Here is a 17,663-nt window from a genome sequence, read left to right on the forward strand (position 1 = left end):
GGCGCGGTAAGGCGCATCGCGCCTGGTTCATGACGGAATACGAATACCTGGTGTCCGCGCGGGAGCACGTCCCTCACACCCGCATCGGCATCAGCACGTACAGCGCGCTCTTGTCGTCGCGGTCCTGCACCAGCGTCGGCGAGCCGGGGTCGGCGAGCCGGAGCGTTGCGACGTCGCCTTCGATCTGGGCTGCGATGTCGAGCAGATAGCGGGAGTTGAAGCCGATATCGAGAGCGTCGGAGGCGTATTCGACTTCGAGCTCTTCGGTCGCGCTGCCGGAATCCGGATTGGTCACCGACAGCACCAGCTTGCCCGGCGACAGCGACAGCTTCACGGCCCGCCCGCGCTCGCTGGAGATGGTGGAAACGCGGTCGACCGCGTTCTCAAAATCCTTCTTGTCGACGACGAGCTCCTTGTCGTTGCCTTGCGGGATGACGCGGCTGTAATCGGGGAAGGTGCCGTCGATCAGCTTCGAGGTCAGGACCACATTGCCGATGGTAAAGCGGATCTTTGCCTGCGACAGCTCGATCGTGACCTCGGCCTCGTTGTCCTCGATCAGGCGCTGCACCTCGCTGACCGTCTTGCGCGGAACGATCACGCCGGGCATGCCGTCGGCGCCCTTGGGCTGGACCAGGTCGAGTTGCGCGAGGCGGTGGCCGTCGGTGGCGACGCCGCGCAGGGTCGCGGCATTGGCGGAGCCTGCGGCATGCAGATAGATGCCGTTGAGGTAGTAGCGCGTCTCCTCGGTGGAGATCGCGAACTGGGTGCGGTCGATCAGCCGCTTGACGTCCTTGGCGGCGAGCGAGAACGAATGCGACATGTCGCCGGCGGCCAGATCCGGAAAATCATTCTCCGGCAGCGTCTGCAGCGTGAAACGGGAGCGGCCGGCGCGGATCGCCAGCACGGCGCGGTCGCCGTCGGCTTCGAGCACGATCTGCGAACCATCGGGCAGCTTGCGCACGATGTCGTAGAACATGTGCGCCGGCACGGTGGTGGACCCTGCGGTCGCGGTTTCCGCCGCGAGCGTTTCCGTCACCTCGAGGTCGAGGTCGGTCGCCTTCAGCGACAATTTCGCGTTCTCGGCCCGGACCAGCACGTTGCCGAGGATTGGAATCGTGTTGCGGCGCTCGACCACGCGGTGGACATGGCCCAGCGACTTCAGGAGTTGCGCGCGTTCGACCGTAACCTTCATTGCACTACTCGCCCGATCCCCAAGGAAACACAAATTTGGAAAAGCCGGGCGGCGGGACGCGCGCCACGGTACCGAAGACCCCCAAAGCCGGATCATCCAGCCGATATGATCAAAGCCTTCAGGGTCGCGCAAGGTGGCGCGTAAAGTCATCCGTTTCAAGGGATCGCGGGATGGTTCCCCACGATTTACAGGCAAAAACACGTCCGCCGCCCAGGCATGGCCGGGACGGCGGGGAGGGGAAAGACCTGGGCGTTTATTCCTGAAGCTGACGCTTCAGCGATTCGACCTCGTCGGACAGCGCCGTGTCCTTGGAAACCAGAGCTTCGATCTTGCGAACGGCGTGCAGCACCGTGGTGTGGTCGCGCCCACCGAAGCGGCGGCCGATTTCCGGCAGCGAGCGCAGGGTCAGCGTCTTGGCGAGATACATCGCCACCTGGCGCGGACGGACCACGTTGGCGGTCCGGCGCGAGGACAGCAGGTCCGAGCGGCTGACATTATACTGCCGCGCCACCACACGCTGGATGTCCTCGATCTTGATGCGCTTCGGCTCCTGCGGCCGGATCAGGTCGCGCACCTCGTGCTCGGCCATTTCCAGCGTCACCGGCCGGTTGTTGAGTTTCGAGTGCGCGAGCAGGCGGTTGATCGCGCCTTCGAGATCCCTGCCGTTATGGGTGATGGCGCGGGCCAGATAGGTCAGAACCTCCTCCGGCACCTCGAACGTCGCGTGATGGGCGCGGGCCGCCGCGACGCGCGACTTGAGAATGCCATGTCGCAGCTCCTCGCCGAGCGAGGCCATCTCGACCACGAGGCCGCCGGCCAGCCGTGAGCGCACGCGATCATCGAGGCTTTCGAGATCGGACGGCGGACGGTCGGCCGCGATCACGACCTGGCGTCCGGCATCGATCAGCGCGTTCAGGGTGTGACAGAACTCGGCCTGGGTCGACTTGCCCTGCAGGAACTGGAGATCGTCGATCACGAGCACGTCGATGCCGCGCAGCGCTTCCTTGAAGGCGAGTGCCGTCTGCGTCTTCAGCGCGGCGACGAAGCCGTACATGAATTTTTCCGCGGTCAGGTAAAGCACCTTGCGCTCGTTGCCGGAATTTCCGGCCCAGGTCACCGCCTGCAAGAGATGCGTCTTGCCGAGTCCAACACCCGCATGGATGTAGAGCGGATTGAACATGACGGGATCGCCGCGGCGACCCTCCGCGACTTGACGCGCAGCGGCGTGCGACAGCGTGTTGGAGCGGCCGACGACGAAGCTTGCGAAGGTCAGGCGCGGATCGAGCGGCGAGCCGCCGAGCGCATCGTGATTGGCCGAGACCGGCGCGGTCGCGGTCGAGCGCAGCTCCGGCGCAGGCGAGCGGCGCGCTTCGACGGGCGCGGGCACTTCCTTCTGCTGAACGACCGGACGTACGGCCGAACGCACGGTGAGATCGATACGATGCACTTCGGGCATCTCGGCCTGCCAGCACGACAGCACGCGCTCGGCGTAATGCGCTTGAATCCAGCTCTTCAGGAAGCGCGTGGGGACCGAGAGCCGCACGCTCTCCTCCTGCACACCTTCCAGATCCATGCGAGCAAACCAGCTCGTATAGACGTCTTCGCCTACGTTCGTGCGCAGCCGGCTCTTCACGCGTGACCAGCGATCCTGTTCCGATGGGTTCATCGTTAAAAAACTTCTCTTGAGAGATAAGGTTGCGTTGTGAACGCCAAGCGGGGTTCCCCGTCATGGCGCGACCTCAAGCGATTCCATCGTCGGGCACAGCTCGACCGTTCGGCGCGAACGCCGCGAGGTCAGATCAGCGATGTCGGAGATGGAGAGTTCGCGAGGTCAGCGCGTACTCGGCGCGCCCTCACGCGAGGGGGGCTGAACGCAGGACGGATCGGAGACGGCATCGTCGAGCGATGGAATCTGTGTCAACACCGCGTTGAATCCGTAGGACATGATACCTCCCCGTCCTGCCGTGATCGCTCACGGCAAGGTCCTGCCTGAAAAAACAACCGCATCTGAATTGCTCCAGCCGCGGATGCGCCCGTCTGTACTCGTCGTCCGCTCGGCTTCGCCATCCTGCGTGTCGGAGTAGCCTCGAGATGTCTCTCATTTTGCGCTGGGCGCGAGCGGGAAGATCCCGCTTGGAGACATTCAGACAAAGAACTACCGTTCCCATATTGCTATGGGTTTCGAACCGACAATCGCTGGGTTAAGCGTCGCTTACGTGCACATCGCCGCCGATTTGCACGCTCGCCCCGTTTCCGATACCGCGCTGGTCTCAAGATCGTGGGCGCCGCTGACGCCTTAAGGAATACACTATGCCGAAGGACTCGCAACGAAATTGATTCACACTTGAGGCGCCAAAAAACTTGATCTGCGTTAACGCCGCGCGCGACTTGTGCACAGGCTTCAGACCAAGGTTTTGGATTCGTGCACAGAATCGAAAGAGCCGCGCCTTGTGTGACAATTCTCCGCCACTGCCAAAAATTCTTTACAAAAGCGTCACGCGGCGAGACGCGCGGGCGATTTTTCCAAATGCTTGGCGTCACTATGTCGATAAGTGATTAGCGAGACACCGTTTTTTGAGTCTCGTTTCACAGGGTAACTCCATCGCCTGGCGCGATCCGGTGAAACTACGGTGTGAAGAACGCGCAGGCGCAGGAATTCAACTTGAGCCCGCCTCGCAAGGGCTTTTTGCACCGCGGTGAAAAGTTTCCCCTATTGCAAAATCACCCGCAGGTAGAACTAATGGCGTGGACGCCGCGATCCTTCGATCGAAGGTCGGTCGCGCCTGACTGCTTGCGTGACTATGGCTGGCAACAAAAAAGCCCGGCGTGATGCCGGGCTGTTTGACGCGTGCGATGTGCGACCGGATCGTCCGATCGAACGAAGGCTTGCTAGGTCACTCGCCAGATTACTCGCCGGCTTACTTGGCGAGCTTGGCGATCTGCGCGGTGAGCCGCGAGACTTTGCGGCTGGCGTTGTTCTTGTGAATGATGTTGCGCTGGGCGGCGCGCATCAAAGCGGGCTCGGCATTCGCCAGCGCCGTCACGGCGGCGGCGCGGTCGCCGGTCTTGATGGCTTCTTCGACGTTACGCACGGCACCGCGCATCTGGGTGCGGCGCGACTTGTTGACGGCGGTGCGGCGGGCGATCTTGCGCGTCGCTTTCTTGGCGGAAGTGGTATTGGCCATGGTCTCAATGTCCTTTGCGGGTACCGGTCGCGTCTTGGTCGGTAGCGCCGGCTTGCTTGACCGCGTAATCGACGCTCGGAATCAGGGTGTTCGGTTGCTAGGCTGTTCCCGGAACATGAGCGACAGCCTTGCGGCTGTCTCTGAGGCCCAAAGAGCCTCTAAGCCCAAAGAGCCTGCAACTGCTCAAAGAACAGCGGCGGCAGGATTGCGCCCGCCGCCAGTTGGCGCCCTTATAGAGAGGGTCTTTGGCACCGTCAACGCTTTCCCGGGCTGGAAAACCAGCCCTAGGGCCTGGATGAGTGCCGTAACGCCCTGAAGAGGTTGAATTTCTGCCGTCTCCCTTGTATTGGCTGGCAGCGTTACGAGGATCGTCCGATCGGACGACCATATAGGGTGAAGCATGATCCGCGGCTTTTTCCGACTGATTGGGCTGCTGCTGCTCGCCGGCGGATTCATCTTCATGGTCTATGACGGCGCCCGCTGGGTGGCCGACCAGACCCTGCGGTTCACCCGCTTCGGCCAGTTCTGGAACGACATCAATCAGGGCAGCCAGACGGCGTTCCGGACCTGGGTCGAGGCCAAGGCGCCATGGCTCTGGACCTCGGTGATCCGCCTGGTGCTGGATCAACCGGTTTTCGCCGTCCTCGGCATTCTGGGCATCCTCCTGATGATCCTGTTTCGCCCGCGCAAGCCGCTGATCGGTTATTCCCGGGATTGAGCTTTCAATTCCCGCGACTGAGCCGGGGCGCGCGCGGCGTAACAGGGCTGCCCCTTGCGGCGTAGATCCCTATATTCCCACCTGATCGCGAGCACGCCGCCTGAGCACCTGGCTCAAGCGACCGACAGCTCGTTGCGGAGATTCAATCATGCTTTTCATGCGCAAGACCACCGCATTGCCGAGCGCCACGGAAGCGCTGCCCGGCCGTGCGCAAGGTATTCCGACCGCGACCAGCCATTTCGTCAACGGCGCGAAGTTGCAGCCGCCTTATCCCGCAGGCCTCGAGCAGGCGGTGTTCGGGCTCGGCTGCTTCTGGGGCGCGGAGCGCAAGTTCTGGGAGCTCGGCGACGGCGTTTACGCCACCGCCGTCGGCTATGCCGGCGGCCACACGCCGAATCCGACCTATGAAGAGACCTGCTCGGGCCGCACCGGCCACACCGAAGTGGTGCTGGTCGTGTTCGATCCGAAAAAAATCTCCTACGAGAAGTTGCTGACGATTTTTTGGGAGAGCCACAACCCGACCCAGGGCATGCGCCAGGGCAATGATGTCGGCACGCAGTACCGAAGCGCGATCTACACTTATTCGGACGCGCAGAAGAAAGCGGCCGATCAATCGAAGGCGCTCTATCAGAAGGCGCTTGCCGCAAAAGGTCTCGGCGCCATCACCACCGAGATCGCACCCGCCGGCGAATTCTATTTTGCCGAGGACTATCATCAGCAATATCTGGCGAAGAATCCCGCCGGCTATTGCGGACTGGGCGGCACCGGCGTGTCCTGCCCGATCGGCGTCGGTGTGAGCGCGTAAGCGGGCGACGAACTCGCTGTACCTCTCCTGCAAGAGCAGGGTAGCCGCATTTGAGAGCAGTTTCCTGCGGCCCATCCTTCGAGACGCCCGCTTTAGGCGGGCTCCTCAGGATGAGGATGGAGTGTGCGGCAACAGTTTCAACAGGCACCCGATGCCGATTAGCCTCATCCTGAGGAGACCGCAAAGCGGTCGTCTCGAAGGACGAGGCGCGCGTTCAGGCTGGCCCAAAAAGCCATATGCGATAGCAGTGCCCGCAAGCGGGAGAGGGAGCGCAGCGCGGCATCGTCGCGCCGCCTCAACGCTTTATTAACCATAACCGGTGCAACACTGGATTTGTCTCGTTTCGAGGGATAGGTCCGGTGCCGGTTGCACGCGCGTTTCGATGGTCGATCTTGGCAACGTCCTTGGCAGCGTCCGCCGCGCTTGCGCTTGGCGGCTGCATGCAGACCGCCGGCCCTGTCGCGGTGATGCAGCCGCGCGCCGATCTCGACTCCATGGCCTATGGCCAGCCCTATTACGCGCCACAGCCGGTCGTCGTCGGCGACGGGGGCGGCGCCATCGGGGCTCTGCGCAATTCCTTTGCCTCTTCGCCTGCGCCCATGCCGGTCGGTTATGCCGCACCGATGGCGGCGCCGGTCCGCTACGATTCATCCTACCATCTCGATGCAGGCGACAGGCTGCGCGTCGTGGTCTATGGCCAGGAAGGTCTCACCAACAGCTACGCCATCGATGCTGGCGGCTCCATCACCATGCCGCTGATCGGCGGCGTGCCGGCGCGCGGTCGTACCCCGGCCGGCCTCGCCGGCGAGATCGCCGCACGCTTGCGCAACGGCTACATCCGCGAGCCTTCGGTGGCCGTGGAGATCGAGGCCTATCGCCCGTTCTTCATCCTCGGCGAAGTCTCCGCGCCCGGACAATATCCTTACGTACCGAACATGACGGTCGAAAGCGCCGTCGCGATCGCGGGCGGCTTCTCGCCGCGCGCCAAGCGCGACGTGGTCACCGTCACGCACACCGAAGCCGGCGGCTCCATGCGCGCTATCGTCCCGCTCGGCACGCCCCTCGCCCCCGGGGACACCGTGTTCATCGGCGAGCGCTGGTTCTAGCTCACCGCCTGAAATCCAGCCGTCCGCTCGGAAAACATCCGTCGATCCTGTTGGCGTCGACCACTAGCCCGATCCATGGCCGCGTGATCGCCGGCGTGGTCAGGTTGATGTATTTTCCGACCAGGCGACCCGCGCCGTCGCGCGCGGCATCGATCAGCCCGTGCCGACGACCGTCGTCCCAGTCGAAGCGCAGATAGATCCGCTCGCCTTTGACCTGAACCTCGGCGCGTCCCTGCTTCCATTTCTCCGCCGTATCGCCGGCGATGGTCGGATCGGCGCCGCCATTCCAGCGGCTTGCCCAGCGGCCCTCGATCGGATCGGACATTGTCGCGATGGAGGCCCATGCCGCCGCGTTGCCGTCGGTTGCATCGCCGGCCAGCGTGGCGGTCGCGGCATAGTCTGTCACTTCGGAATCATCGGGCGAGGAGACGTCCATGGTTCCGAATGGATTGCGGATGACGAGGTGCGTGATGTCCTGCTGCATGGCGGTCTCCTGGCGTGAGCTGGCTTGATCCGCCTGCTCTATCGCCACGCGCCGTGAGGCGGCCACCCGATTCCTGCTCTCCTCATTCCGGGCCTGCGCCGCTCGACGTACCCCGGAATGACGGCAGCAAGTGCGGCCCTATTTCAAATGCTTCGCAAAAAAATCCATGCTGCGCGGCCAGGCGATGTCAGCGCTGGCTTTGTCGTAGCTCGGCCGCTCGTCGCAATGAAAGCCGTGCTGGGCGCCCGGATAGACGAAGACCTCGACATCCGGCCGCTTGGTCTTGACGGTCTCGACGTCGGTCAGGGGGATGCCGGTATCCTTCTCGCCGAAATGCAGCTGCGTCGGCACTTTCGGTGTCTCGTCGGCAAAGCGCACGACCGCGCCGCCGTAATAACCGATCGCGGCCTTCAGGCCCGACAGCCGCGTCGCCGCGACGAAGGCGATGCTGCCGCCGAGACAGAAACCGATAATGCCGACCGGGCCGACGCTCTTCACCGCATCGATCGCCGCCTGCGTGTCGCGCAGCATCGCCTCCCAATCCGGGCTGGCGACGAACTTGCGCGCTTCCGCGATCTCGTGAGGCGTGTAGCCCGACTGGAAGCCCGGCGACGTCCGGTCGAAGATCGACGGCGCGATCGCGACATAGCCTTCCCCGGCGAGGCGATCGCAGACCGAGCGGATGTGATGATTGACCCCAAAGATCTCCTGGATCACCACCACCGCGCCCTTCGCCCTGCCCGAGGGCTCAGCGCGATAGGCACCGAACTGGAAATTGTCGGAAGCCGTCAGTTTGATGTCTTGTCCCACGCGGGTTGTCCTTTGGTTGACCGTCGATCACGAACTCCGCTCGCATCCCTCATCCTGAGGAGCTTGCGAAGCAAGCGTCTCGAAGGATGCAGGCCGAGAGGTGGCAGCGGGGGCCTGCATGGTTCGAGACGGCGCTTCGCGCCTCCTCACCATGAGGATCACTCCCACATCCAGTTTTCGCCGTAGTCTTCCTTCCATCCTGCCAACCGTCCGTGACGGAATTGCAGGAACAGGCGATGGCGAGAGGGTATCAATCCGCTGCCACCGATGTTGCGCAAAGCGAGGTAGATCTCGCTGCCGGGACGTCCGCGAACGTATCGCAGCGGCTGCCCCAGGGCGCGCGCGGTCTGCTCGGCATCCATGCCGAAAGCGAGCGGCGTATTGTTCGACAAGGTCGCAACAAAAGGGAGGCGCGGCGGCATGGTGCCGAACGGCTCGGCCTGCGCAGATACCGATAGCAACACCGCGCCCGCCGCCAACATCGCTCGCTTCATTGCCAGTGTTCCTGTCCGACCGTCCTATCCCGGCAAGTTCTTCAGGAAAGGCACCACCGCGTCAACAAAAGCCTGCGGCTGATCGATGTTGACGGCATGCCCGGCGGCGGGAATCACGACTTTTTGTGCGCCGGGAATTTTTGCCGCCATGTAATCGGACGCGGCGAGGAACGGCGTGTCGTCGGCGCCGACAACGATCAGCGCCGGCACCTTGATATCCGGCAGCAGCTCGATCACCTTCGCATCGCGCTGGGTCAGCATGCCGCGTGCGGCGAGCGCCAATCCCCTGGCATTGCGATGACTGGCCGTGGCGCGCTCGCGCGTCGCTGCCTTCAGCATGTCGAGGCCTTCGCGATCGAGCCTGTCGGCAGTGGCGAGCGCTCGCGCGTTCCAGGCCTCGCGCGCGTCGTCCTTCTTGAAGCCCGGGCCGGTGTCTATGATCAGCAGCGCGCGGGCGCGCATCGGATGCGCGCGAGTGAAAGCGAGTGTCATGTAGCCGCCGAGCGACAGCCCGCCGATGATGGCGCGCTCAGCGCCGGCTGCATCGAGGATCGCGGCCATGTCGCCGACGGTCAGCGCCTCGCTGTAGGCGGCGGGATCGTCGGGATAGTCGGACTGGCCGTGACCGCGCATGTCCCACAAGATCAGCTTGTGGTCCCCGGCAAGCGCATCGACCTGCCCATGCCACATTGCCGAGGTCGAGGAGTAGCCGTGGGTCAGCAGCAGCGGCGGTCCCTCGCCATAAACCTCGTAATCGATTCCGACGCCGTCCCGATCGATCCTTGGCATTGCTTCCACCTTGTTATCTTGTTTCTTGGCCCATCCTAACGCGCTGGGTTACTCGGAGGAAACCGCCTGATTGCGATGGCTCGCATGCCTGGCGCCGCACTCGGTTGCGTTCAGTGGCTGCAACACCGCCCTTGTCGCGACGCACAACGAGCAGGCGGCGCGTTTGTTTCGATCGATTCCAAATTGCATTTGCCTCCGCCGCTGAACGCGATCATTCTTGCGGGCAAGGCTGGCGCCGGCCCGGTGGGCGTCCGCGACACAAGTTGCCGCCGTAAGCGGCTTCATGCACCGGCAGGGGAAGACGCCTATGCCAACTCTCACCATCAACGGGCGGAGTATGTCCGTGGATGCGGCGAACGACACGCCGCTCCTCTGGGCGATCCGCGAGCAATTGCAGATGACCGGCACCAAATTCGGCTGCGGTGCCGGCCTGTGCGGTGCCTGCACCGTGCACGTCAACGGCGAAGCCGTGCGTTCGTGCCAGACCATGGTCGGCGATGTCGCCGGCAAGAAGATCACCACCATCGAAGGCCTCGCCGCAAAGGGCGATCATCCCTTGCAGAAGGCATGGATCGCCGAGCAGGTTCCGCAATGCGGCTACTGCCAATCCGGGCAGATCATGCAGGCGGCGTCGCTGCTCGCGAAGAATCCCAATCCGACCAAGGAAGAGGTCGTGGCGCATATGGACGGCAATCTCTGCCGTTGCATGACCTATTCGCGGATCCAGAAGGCAATCATGCGCGCCGCAACCGAGATGCGCACCGCATCCGCCTCCGGCAACGAACGGAGGCCCACATGAACCGGCACGTGAAGAACGTCACATCAGAGACATCAGATCTTAGCCGCCGCTCCTTCCTGGTCGGCACCGCCGCAACCGGCCTCGTGCTCGGTTATTCCGGTGTACCCGGCATCGGTGAGGCGCTTGCGGCGCCCTCCAACTTCGAGCCCAGCGTCTGGTACGCGATCGCGCCCGATGGTCTTGTCACCGTCACCTGCGGCAAGGCCGACATGGGCCAGCACATCGCCTCCACCATGGCGCAGATCGTGGCCGAAGAGTTAGGGGCCAAATGGAGCGACATGCGCGTTCAGCTTGCCTCCAACGATCCGAAGTTCAACGACCCCGTGCTCGGTGCGCAGATCACCGGCGGCAGCTGGTCGACCATGATGAACTTCGACGCCATGAGCCGCGCGGGTGCCGCGGGCCGCATGGCCTTGACGGAAGGCGCGGCCGCCGCGATGGGCGTGCCGGCGTCCGAGCTCGTGGTGCGCGATTCCATGATCGCGCATCCGAAGTCGAAGAAGCAGATGTCGTTCGCAGATGTCGTCAAGAGCGGTAAGGCGACCAAGACCTTCACGCCGGACGAGCTGAAGGCGATCAAGCTGAAGACTCCGGATCAGTACACCATGATCGGCGTGTCGGTGCCGCAGCTCGACATCCCCTCCAAGACCAACGGCACGGCCAAATACGGCATCGACGTGAAGATTCCGGGCATGGCTTATGGCGCGGTGGTCACGCCGCCGGTGCGCTTCGGCGCCACGGTGAAATCGGTCGACGACAGCGCCGCCAAGAAGGTGCCGGGCTTCATCAAGGCCGTCACCCTCGACGACAAGACGCAGACGACGTCGGGCTGGGTGGTGGCGGTGGCCAGCACCTACGCCAACGCCAAGAAGGCCGCTGCCGCGCTGAAGATCAGCTATGACGGCGGTCCCAACGCGAAGGTGTCAAGCGAGTCGCTGTATGCCGAGGCCAAGCGGCTGCAGGCTCTCGACGATTCCGGACAGTTCTTTGTCAAGGACGGCGATCCCGCGGCGGCGTTCGGCACGGCGGCCAAGGTGCTTGAGGCGGAGTACACCACCAGCATCAACATCCACGCGCCGATGGAGCCGATGAACGCCACCGCGGAGTTCAAGGGCGACATCCTGCACATCTATTCCGGCAACCAGTTCGCGACGCGCTCCGGCGGGATCGCCGCGGGTGCAGCCGGGATCGATCCGAAGTTCGTGGTCATGCACCAGATGTGGCTCGGCGGCGGCTTTGGCCGCAGGCTCGATGCCGACATGATGATTCCGGCGGTGCAGGCGGCGAAGGCGATCGGCAAGCCGGTGAAGGTGATCTACACGCGCGAAAACGACATGACGATGGACTTCTCGCGTCCGCTCACCTTGCAGAAAGTGAAGGCCGGCGTGGACGGCGACGGCAAGCTCATCGCGCTCAGCCACGACGTGGTCTCGGCCTGGCCGACCCAGCGCTGGGGAATCCCAGATTTCCTGACGCCGTCAGTCGACAAGAAGGGTCCACTCGACTCCTTTACGGTGAACGGGGCCGACTTCTTCTACACCGTGCCCAACCATTATGTGCGCGCCATCAAGAACGAGATGGCGCACAACGCCACCCCGTCCGGTCAGCTCCGATCGGTGGCGCCCGGTTGGACGTTCTGGGCGGTCGAAAGCATGATCGACGAGATCGCGGCCGCGACCGGCAAGGACCCGGCGCAGTTCCGCATCTCGCTGCTCGACGGCGCCGGCAAGAACGACGGCGGCGCGCAGCGGCTCCGCAACACGCTGCTCGCCGCGATGGGTCTCGCCGGTTACGGCAGCAGGAAGCTGCCGAAGGGTGAGGGCATGGGCGTCGCCTGCGTGTCGTCGCAGGAACGTGCGACTGCAAGCTGGACGGCCTGCGTTGCCCATGTCGCCGTCGCGCCGTCGGGCGAAGTAACCGTGAAGAAGCTCACGGTCGCAACCGACGTCGGCACGCAAGTGCATCCCGACAACATCCGCGCCCAGGTCGAGGGAGCGGCGCTGTGGGGCCTGTCGCTGGCGATGTACGAGAAGGCGACGCTGAAGGATGGTGGCATCGAACAGACCAATTTCGATAGCTACACGCCCTTGCGCATGAGCCAGATGCCGGAGGTCGCGATCGCCGTGATCGCCAATGGCGAAAAGGCCACCGGCGTCGGCGAGCCTGCCGTGACGGTGATTGCACCCGCGATCGGCAACGCCATCTTCAACGCCTCGGGCGCCCGCGTCCGAGCCCTGCCGATCACGGCCGAAGCCGTGAAGGGCGCGATGAAGGCGTAGCCGGCCGCGATTGACCTGACATGATCCGCCGGGGGCCAGTCTCCGGCGGATTTGTCGTTAAAAAAGCTCTGCGTTTGCAAGCACATCCCTACTGTGCATGGGGTTGTTTTCGAGGTTTTTGGTTGGAACCGCTCGGGGAGGCGAACTCCGTAAAATTGTCCCTGATTCCGCAGGGTTCCATTGAGCACGCCTCTTAAGGGCCGGAGAACCTGATCCGGCTTAGGCTTTGGCCCGAAACACGCCCGTGCTCTTGGGGAAGCCATGAACGCCTCAGCCAAACCCGCCGCCAAACGCCGGCTTCTGCTCGCCTCCGACCGGAGCGACGAGAGCACCGAACTCGCCAGCATCCTCAAGGCGGTTGGCGACGTCGCGACAGTGACGACGCAGGAGATCCCCGAGCAGCCCTCGCGCGATCTCTCCGGCCTCGTAGTCGACATCAATCTGCGCTCGCCCGAAAGCGTGCAGCGGGTGCGCAACAAGCTGCGCGGCGATGCCTATCGCGCGATGCCTCGTCTGTTCGTGCTTGCAGATGCCCTGCATCACGGCACCATGCAGGCCTGGGCCTTGGGCGCCACCGATACCATCTCGCGGCCGCTTCAGCCCGAGGACATCCTGCAGCGCATCCGTGCGGCGTTCCCCGACACCGCCGTCTACGACGCGACCGATCGCGGCAAGACGCTCAATCGCGGCGTCGAGGCCGCGCACGCGGTGCTGAAGAAGATGTTCGAGAAGCTGCCGCTTGGCGTGCCCCTGACCTTCGACGACGTCATCGCCGCCGAGAGCAAGATCCTGAAGGCGATCAAGCACTCCTCGCTGCGCGAGTGGCTCACCACGGTGGGCTGCCACCATGTCGGCAGCTACCGCCACTGCCTGTTCGTGACCGGATTTGCGGTCTCCTTCGCCCAGCATCTCGGCATGCGCGAGGACGACCAGCGCCGGCTGACCCGTGCCGCGCTGCTGCACGACGTCGGCAAGGCCTTCGTTCCCTCCGCGCTGCTCGACAAGCCCGGCAAGCTCACCGATGAGGAAATGGCCGAAGTCCGCCAGCACCCGCGCCGCGGCTATGACGCGCTCGCAGCCCAAGGCGGCTTCCCGCCGGAGATGCTCGACGTCGTACTGCATCATCACGAATTCCTTGACGGCTCTGGCTATCCCAACAATCTCTCGTCGAACCAGATCAGCGATATCGTGCGGGTCACGACGATCGTCGACATCTACGCGGCGCTCGTGGAGAAGCGCGCCTATCGCATGCCCTTCACCCACTCGCGCGCGTTTGCGATGATGGAAGGCATGGGCGGCAAGCTGGACCAGCAGCTGTTGCAGGCGTTCCGCCCGGTGGCGCTGGGATCGTTCTGAAGCATCATCCTACGAGCTACCGCACCATCCTCCTCAGCTCCGCCTTCGCCACCTTCTCCAGCGTGGAGCGGGGCATGTCGTCGACGAAACGAATTTCGCGCGGCACCTTGAAGTCGGCGAGGCCGGCGCGGCAGGCGGTCATGACGGCTTCGTGCAGATCGGGCCGCGCACCGGCGACGCCACCCTGCGGGATGATGAAGACGACCGGCACCTCGTCCAGCATCGGATGCGTCTTCGCCACCACGGCGGCCTCGCGCACGCCGGGGACGAGTGCGACCACCTGCTCGATCTCGGACGCGGCGACGTTCTCGCCGCCGACCTTGAGCATGTCCTTGCTGCGGTCCCCGAAGCGGATAGTGCCGTTCTCCAGCCGCACCACGCGATCACCGGTGAGAAAGAAGCCGTGCTCGTCGAAGCTCTCGCGTGTCGCCTTCTCGTTGTGCAGATATTCGGCGAACAGCGACAGGCCGGCGATGCCCTTGATCGAGAGATTGCCGGTGTCGCCGACCTGCGTCGGCCTTCCGTCATCGTCGGTGATGCGGATCTGGTATTCGCTCGCGGCGCGGCCGATCGACATCGGGACGTTGGGCTGGTCGACCTCGCCGACGATGCCGTGGGTGATGGTCTCGGTCATGCCCCACCAGCCGATGATCTTGACGCCGAAAGCGGCGAAGGCCGGCGGCTCGTTGATCGCGGTGCCCCATAAGCGAAATTTGTGATCGCGCGGGACTTCCTGCTCGAGCAGCGCCTTCATGCAGAACGGTATCGTCGAGGTCCAGGTCGAGCCGTGCTCGCGCGCGACGCCCCAGAACCGGCTGGCGGAAAAGCGCGGCTGGATCACGCAGGTGGCGCCGACCCATAGCGCCGCCAGCATCGAATAGGCCAGCGCATTGGTGTGGAACAGCGGCAGATAGGTCTGATGCACGTCGCTTGCGTGCAGGTCCTCGTGCGCGGCGTTGATCTTGGCGCCCCACAGCGCATTGGCGTGGGTCCACAGCACCGCCTTCGGACGCGATGTCGTGCCCGAGGTATACTGCACGCTGCACGGCGCGAGCGGATCTGTCGCACGCCTGGGACGATTGGCACTGTCGGCGAACAGCGCTTCGAAACTGTCGCCGCGTGAGACCGCTTGCGCAGGCACCGCGCCCGAATCATGCGAGGTCACTGCCATCCAGCGGATGTTGCGGCAGTTCTGCGCGACGATCTCGGCATAGGCCGGCTGCGTGATCGCGGCGACCGCGCCGCAATGATCGGCGAAATAGTCGAGCTCGGCCGGTGCCGAGCGCGTGTTGGTGGTCACCGCGATGGCGCCGAGTTCGACGCAGGCAAACCAGGCCAGCAGCGCCTCGATGCAATTGTCGAGATGAATGAGCACATATTCGCCTGGCTTCACGCCGCGCTTCGCCAGTCCCGCCGCGAGCGCGCCGACCCGCTCGTGAAACTCGCGATAGCTCCAGTGCCGTGCGGGCGCGTCGAACGGCGCCCAGATCAGGAACGGATGTGAGCTGCGCATTTCGGCGCGCATCTTCAGCAGCGAGGGCACGTCGAGCCCGTCGAATGGGCTCACGATTCCGGCGGCCGTGTCGTTCGGCATGTTTGCTCCCGTGCAGCCTGCTTCTGGTTGGCGGCTGTCTTCAGATTATTGTCGGGAGCTCTTTTGCCATTGGATGGCGCAGGGAGCAAATGCGCTGGTCAATCCGCGTACGACGAAATCTCGATCAAACTCCCATCCGGATCCCGGCAATAGACCGAGCGCAGCGTGCCGCGGGCACCCTGCTTGGGAACCGGGCCTTCCTCGATCGCGACGCCATATGCCTTCAAATGCGCCACCACCTCGCCGGGCGCGACGGAAGTGAGAAAGCACAGATCCTCGCTGCCGGCGGTCTGGTGGTCCGCGGTGAACCACTCCGCCTTGTCGGCATCGCGCGGCCGGACGTTGATCTTCTGGTTACCGAATTGTAGCGAAGTCCGCGGCGCTTTGCCGCCGCCGGGGTCGAACACCTTGACTTCCATGCCGAGAATCCTGCCGTACCACTCGGCGGTCACTGCGACGTCCGCGACGTTGATCACGAGATGATCGAGGGCTTCGACCTTGAGCGCCATGCCTTATCCTTTCGTCGTGATGCGCCACGTGCACTTTCCGCCTGCGGCAAGCTTTGTTACAACCGCATCGACGCCACTTTCAAGCTGTCTGGCTTCAAGAACAACACGTTGGGAGAACCCTTGAGATGATCACTCGCCGTACCGCGCTGAGCCTGCTCGCCGCCAGTCCGCTTGCAGCCAGCCCGCTGTCGAAGGCCCTTGCCGCCGATTATCCGGCCCACCCGGTGAAATGGGTGGTCGGCTATCCGCCGGGCGGGGCCACCGACATTCTGGCGCGGCTGATCGGCCAGCGGCTGTCGGAGAAGATCGGCCAGCAGTTCGTGATCGAGAACAAGCCGGGTGCCGGCAACAACATCGCCACCGAATCGGTCGTCAACGCCGAGCCCGACGGCTACACGCTGCAACTGATCAATCCGGCCAACTTCATCAACGCCTCGCTCTACACCAATCTGAAGTTCAACTTCGTGCGGGACATCGCGCCGATCGCCTCGTTCCAGCGCGTGCCGAACGTGATGACCGTCAACAAGGACGTGCCGGCCAAGACCGTCGCCGAGTTCATCGAATACGTGAAGGCCAATCCCGGCAAGGTCAACATGGCCTCCTCGGGCAACGGCACCTCGGTGCATCTGTCCGGCGAGATGTTCATGGCGCTGACGGGCTGCAAGATGCAGCACGTGCCCTATCGCGGCGCCGCGCCCGCGATCACCGACATGCTCGGCGGCCAGGTACAGGTGATCTTCGACAACATGCCCTCGATCATCCAGCACATCCGTTCCGGTTCGCTCCGCGCCATCGGCGTCACCACGGCGGAGCGCTCGCCGCAATTGCCCGACGTGCCGGCGATCGGTGAGACCGTGAAGGGCTACGAGGCGAGCGCGCTGTTCGGCATGGGTGCGCCGAAGAACACGCCCAAGGAAATCATCGCCAAGCTCAACGGAGAGATCAACACGCTGATGAAGGAGCCGGACATGACCAAGCGCCTGGTCGAGCTCGGCGGCGAGCCGCGGGTGCAGACGCCCGAGGCGTTCGGCGAGGAGATCAAGGCCGAGACCGAGAAGTGGAAGAAGGTCGTCGATTTCGCCGGCCTGAAGATCGAGTAGCGATCTTGTGATGTCCGTGATTGGAGCCCTGCCGTTCGGCAGGGCTTTTTTCTTGGGTGCCAAGACCCGTCGATCTGGAATAAAACGGCGTGGCGAAACCTGATGCTATATGGCGCGTATCTCGCGCCGTGAGGAGAGGAGTTGGGATCATGCGCAAGACACAATTGGCGCTGCTGGGCCTTGGCGCGACGGTCCTTGCCGGCTTCGCCACTGTCACGCCCGCGGCGGCACGCGACTACCCATGGTGCGCCCAGGGCGGGGAATATGATTATCCCGGTGAGTGTGCTTACAGCACCTATGAGCAGTGCCAGGCCAGCGTGTCTGGACGGCTGCTGTATTGCGGGCCCAATCCGCGTGTCGCCTACGGTCAGGCGCCCCTGCCGCAATCGCGGTCGTCCCGGCGCGTGCGGCCCGTCGCGCCGTATTGAGGAGCTCGCGGTTTG

General features: G+C 64.0%; 17 protein-coding genes. 8 read left to right on the plus strand and 9 right to left on the minus strand.

Features of this window, described 5'->3' with window-relative positions; genetic code table 11:
* Positions 1 to 73: 73 nt before the first annotated feature.
* From dnaN to rpsT, 3 genes are all read right to left on the minus strand, one after another.
* The gene (dnaN, locus tag IVA74_RS33940; RefSeq protein WP_247351542.1) at positions 74 to 1,192 is read right to left on the minus strand and encodes a DNA polymerase III subunit beta; all 1,119 of its coding nucleotides are present in this window, start codon (positions 1,190 to 1,192) and stop codon (positions 74 to 76) included.
* A 253-nt stretch (positions 1,193 to 1,445) separates the two neighbouring features.
* Positions 1,446 to 2,858, minus strand: coding sequence for a chromosomal replication initiator protein DnaA (gene dnaA, locus IVA74_RS33945; RefSeq protein WP_247351544.1), 1,413 nt, complete (start codon positions 2,856 to 2,858; stop codon positions 1,446 to 1,448).
* A gap of 1,252 nt (positions 2,859 to 4,110) precedes the next feature.
* On the minus strand, positions 4,111 to 4,377 hold the full coding sequence (rpsT, locus tag IVA74_RS33950) for a 30S ribosomal protein S20 (RefSeq protein ID WP_007598259.1): 267 nt from the start codon (positions 4,375 to 4,377) through the stop codon (positions 4,111 to 4,113).
* A 400-nt stretch (positions 4,378 to 4,777) separates the two neighbouring features.
* Here rpsT and IVA74_RS33955 point away from each other — a divergent pair, with 400 nt between their 5' ends.
* The 3 genes from IVA74_RS33955 (at position 4,778) to IVA74_RS33965 (ending at position 7,006) form a co-directional block, all read left to right on the plus strand.
* Positions 4,778 to 5,095 carry a hypothetical protein gene (locus IVA74_RS33955; protein WP_247351545.1) on the plus strand — a complete coding sequence of 106 codons (318 nt, stop codon included), beginning with the start codon at positions 4,778 to 4,780 and terminating at the stop codon, positions 5,093 to 5,095.
* 148 nt (positions 5,096 to 5,243) lie between these two features.
* Positions 5,244 to 5,900, plus strand: a complete 657-nt coding sequence (gene msrA / locus IVA74_RS33960; RefSeq protein WP_247351547.1) for a peptide-methionine (S)-S-oxide reductase MsrA — start codon at positions 5,244 to 5,246, stop codon at positions 5,898 to 5,900.
* Between the two features lie 359 nt (positions 5,901 to 6,259).
* Complete coding sequence (locus tag IVA74_RS33965; protein ID WP_247351549.1) at positions 6,260 to 7,006, plus strand: polysaccharide biosynthesis/export family protein; 747 nt, start codon at positions 6,260 to 6,262, stop codon at positions 7,004 to 7,006.
* 1 nt (position 7,007) lies between these two features.
* Here IVA74_RS33965 and IVA74_RS33970 read toward each other — a convergent pair whose 3' ends face one another.
* The 4 genes from IVA74_RS33970 to IVA74_RS33985 all read right to left on the minus strand — a co-directional run bounded on the left by IVA74_RS33970 (position 7,008) and on the right by IVA74_RS33985 (position 9,583).
* Positions 7,008 to 7,490, minus strand: a complete 483-nt coding sequence (locus IVA74_RS33970) for a hypothetical protein (protein WP_247351551.1) — start codon at positions 7,488 to 7,490, stop codon at positions 7,008 to 7,010.
* A gap of 138 nt (positions 7,491 to 7,628) precedes the next feature.
* Positions 7,629 to 8,300, minus strand: coding sequence for a dienelactone hydrolase family protein (locus IVA74_RS33975; RefSeq protein ID WP_247351553.1), 672 nt, complete (start codon positions 8,298 to 8,300; stop codon positions 7,629 to 7,631).
* Positions 8,301 to 8,458: 158 nt separating this feature from the next.
* Positions 8,459 to 8,794, minus strand: coding sequence for a hypothetical protein (locus IVA74_RS33980; RefSeq protein ID WP_247351555.1), 336 nt, complete (start codon positions 8,792 to 8,794; stop codon positions 8,459 to 8,461).
* A 24-nt stretch (positions 8,795 to 8,818) separates the two neighbouring features.
* Positions 8,819 to 9,583: an alpha/beta fold hydrolase gene (locus IVA74_RS33985; RefSeq protein WP_247351557.1), complete on the minus strand. Its 765-nt coding sequence runs from the start codon at positions 9,581 to 9,583 to the stop codon at positions 8,819 to 8,821.
* A 307-nt stretch (positions 9,584 to 9,890) separates the two neighbouring features.
* Between IVA74_RS33985 and IVA74_RS33990 the strand changes: the two genes are divergently transcribed.
* The 3 genes from IVA74_RS33990 to IVA74_RS34000 all read left to right on the plus strand — a co-directional run bounded on the left by IVA74_RS33990 (position 9,891) and on the right by IVA74_RS34000 (position 14,017).
* Positions 9,891 to 10,382 carry a (2Fe-2S)-binding protein gene (locus IVA74_RS33990; protein ID WP_027514647.1) on the plus strand — a complete coding sequence of 164 codons (492 nt, stop codon included), beginning with the start codon at positions 9,891 to 9,893 and terminating at the stop codon, positions 10,380 to 10,382.
* Positions 10,379 to 12,661: a molybdopterin cofactor-binding domain-containing protein gene (locus IVA74_RS33995; protein ID WP_247351558.1), complete on the plus strand. Its 2,283-nt coding sequence runs from the start codon at positions 10,379 to 10,381 to the stop codon at positions 12,659 to 12,661. Before IVA74_RS33990 ends, IVA74_RS33995 begins: the two co-directional genes overlap by 4 nt.
* Before the next feature lie 261 nt (positions 12,662 to 12,922).
* Positions 12,923 to 14,017 (plus strand): HD domain-containing phosphohydrolase, encoded by a 1,095-nt coding sequence (locus IVA74_RS34000; protein ID WP_247351560.1) that lies wholly within the window; start codon positions 12,923 to 12,925, stop codon positions 14,015 to 14,017.
* 16 nt (positions 14,018 to 14,033) lie between these two features.
* Here the strand turns inward: IVA74_RS34000 and IVA74_RS34005 are convergent, their stop codons facing one another.
* Positions 14,034 to 15,611, minus strand: a complete 1,578-nt coding sequence (locus IVA74_RS34005) for an AMP-binding protein (protein ID WP_247351562.1) — start codon at positions 15,609 to 15,611, stop codon at positions 14,034 to 14,036.
* Between the two features lie 98 nt (positions 15,612 to 15,709).
* Complete coding sequence (locus tag IVA74_RS34010; RefSeq protein WP_247351565.1) at positions 15,710 to 16,120, minus strand: VOC family protein; 411 nt, start codon at positions 16,118 to 16,120, stop codon at positions 15,710 to 15,712.
* 125 nt (positions 16,121 to 16,245) lie between these two features.
* On the opposite strand from IVA74_RS34010, the gene IVA74_RS34015 reads away from it, so the two are divergent.
* Together IVA74_RS34015 and IVA74_RS34020 are read left to right on the plus strand one after the other, a co-directional pair.
* Positions 16,246 to 17,220: a tripartite tricarboxylate transporter substrate binding protein gene (locus IVA74_RS34015; protein WP_247351568.1), complete on the plus strand. Its 975-nt coding sequence runs from the start codon at positions 16,246 to 16,248 to the stop codon at positions 17,218 to 17,220.
* A gap of 149 nt (positions 17,221 to 17,369) precedes the next feature.
* Positions 17,370 to 17,648, plus strand: coding sequence for a DUF3551 domain-containing protein (locus tag IVA74_RS34020; protein ID WP_247351570.1), 279 nt, complete (start codon positions 17,370 to 17,372; stop codon positions 17,646 to 17,648).
* Positions 17,649 to 17,663: the final 15 nt, after the last annotated feature.

Source organism: Bradyrhizobium sp. 132 (genome assembly GCF_023074185.1).
Classification (GTDB): Bacteria; Pseudomonadota; Alphaproteobacteria; order Rhizobiales; family Xanthobacteraceae; genus Bradyrhizobium.

What these genes read in the sequence shown, in the direction of transcription:
- dnaA (WP_247351544.1), bottom strand. Translation starts at nt 2,858, where the DNA reads ATGAACCCATCGGAACAGGATCGCTGGTCACGCGTGAAGAGCCGGCTG.
- IVA74_RS34000 (WP_247351560.1), top strand. Translation starts at nt 12,923, where the DNA reads ATGAACGCCTCAGCCAAACCCGCCGCCAAACGCCGGCTTCTGCTCGCC.
- dnaN (WP_247351542.1), bottom strand. Translation starts at nt 1,192, where the DNA reads ATGAAGGTTACGGTCGAACGCGCGCAACTCCTGAAGTCGCTGGGCCAT.
- IVA74_RS33955 (WP_247351545.1), top strand. Translation starts at nt 4,778, where the DNA reads ATGATCCGCGGCTTTTTCCGACTGATTGGGCTGCTGCTGCTCGCCGGC.
- IVA74_RS33995 (WP_247351558.1), top strand. Translation starts at nt 10,379, where the DNA reads ATGAACCGGCACGTGAAGAACGTCACATCAGAGACATCAGATCTTAGC.
- IVA74_RS34015 (WP_247351568.1), top strand. Translation starts at nt 16,246, where the DNA reads ATGATCACTCGCCGTACCGCGCTGAGCCTGCTCGCCGCCAGTCCGCTT.
- IVA74_RS33985 (WP_247351557.1), bottom strand. Translation starts at nt 9,583, where the DNA reads ATGCCAAGGATCGATCGGGACGGCGTCGGAATCGATTACGAGGTTTAT.
- IVA74_RS33980 (WP_247351555.1), bottom strand. Translation starts at nt 8,794, where the DNA reads ATGAAGCGAGCGATGTTGGCGGCGGGCGCGGTGTTGCTATCGGTATCT.
- IVA74_RS34005 (WP_247351562.1), bottom strand. Translation starts at nt 15,611, where the DNA reads ATGCCGAACGACACGGCCGCCGGAATCGTGAGCCCATTCGACGGGCTC.
- IVA74_RS34010 (WP_247351565.1), bottom strand. Translation starts at nt 16,120, where the DNA reads ATGGCGCTCAAGGTCGAAGCCCTCGATCATCTCGTGATCAACGTCGCG.
- IVA74_RS33970 (WP_247351551.1), bottom strand. Translation starts at nt 7,490, where the DNA reads ATGCAGCAGGACATCACGCACCTCGTCATCCGCAATCCATTCGGAACC.
- rpsT (WP_007598259.1), bottom strand. Translation starts at nt 4,377, where the DNA reads ATGGCCAATACCACTTCCGCCAAGAAAGCGACGCGCAAGATCGCCCGC.
- msrA (WP_247351547.1), top strand. Translation starts at nt 5,244, where the DNA reads ATGCTTTTCATGCGCAAGACCACCGCATTGCCGAGCGCCACGGAAGCG.
- IVA74_RS34020 (WP_247351570.1), top strand. Translation starts at nt 17,370, where the DNA reads ATGCGCAAGACACAATTGGCGCTGCTGGGCCTTGGCGCGACGGTCCTT.
- IVA74_RS33990 (WP_027514647.1), top strand. Translation starts at nt 9,891, where the DNA reads ATGCCAACTCTCACCATCAACGGGCGGAGTATGTCCGTGGATGCGGCG.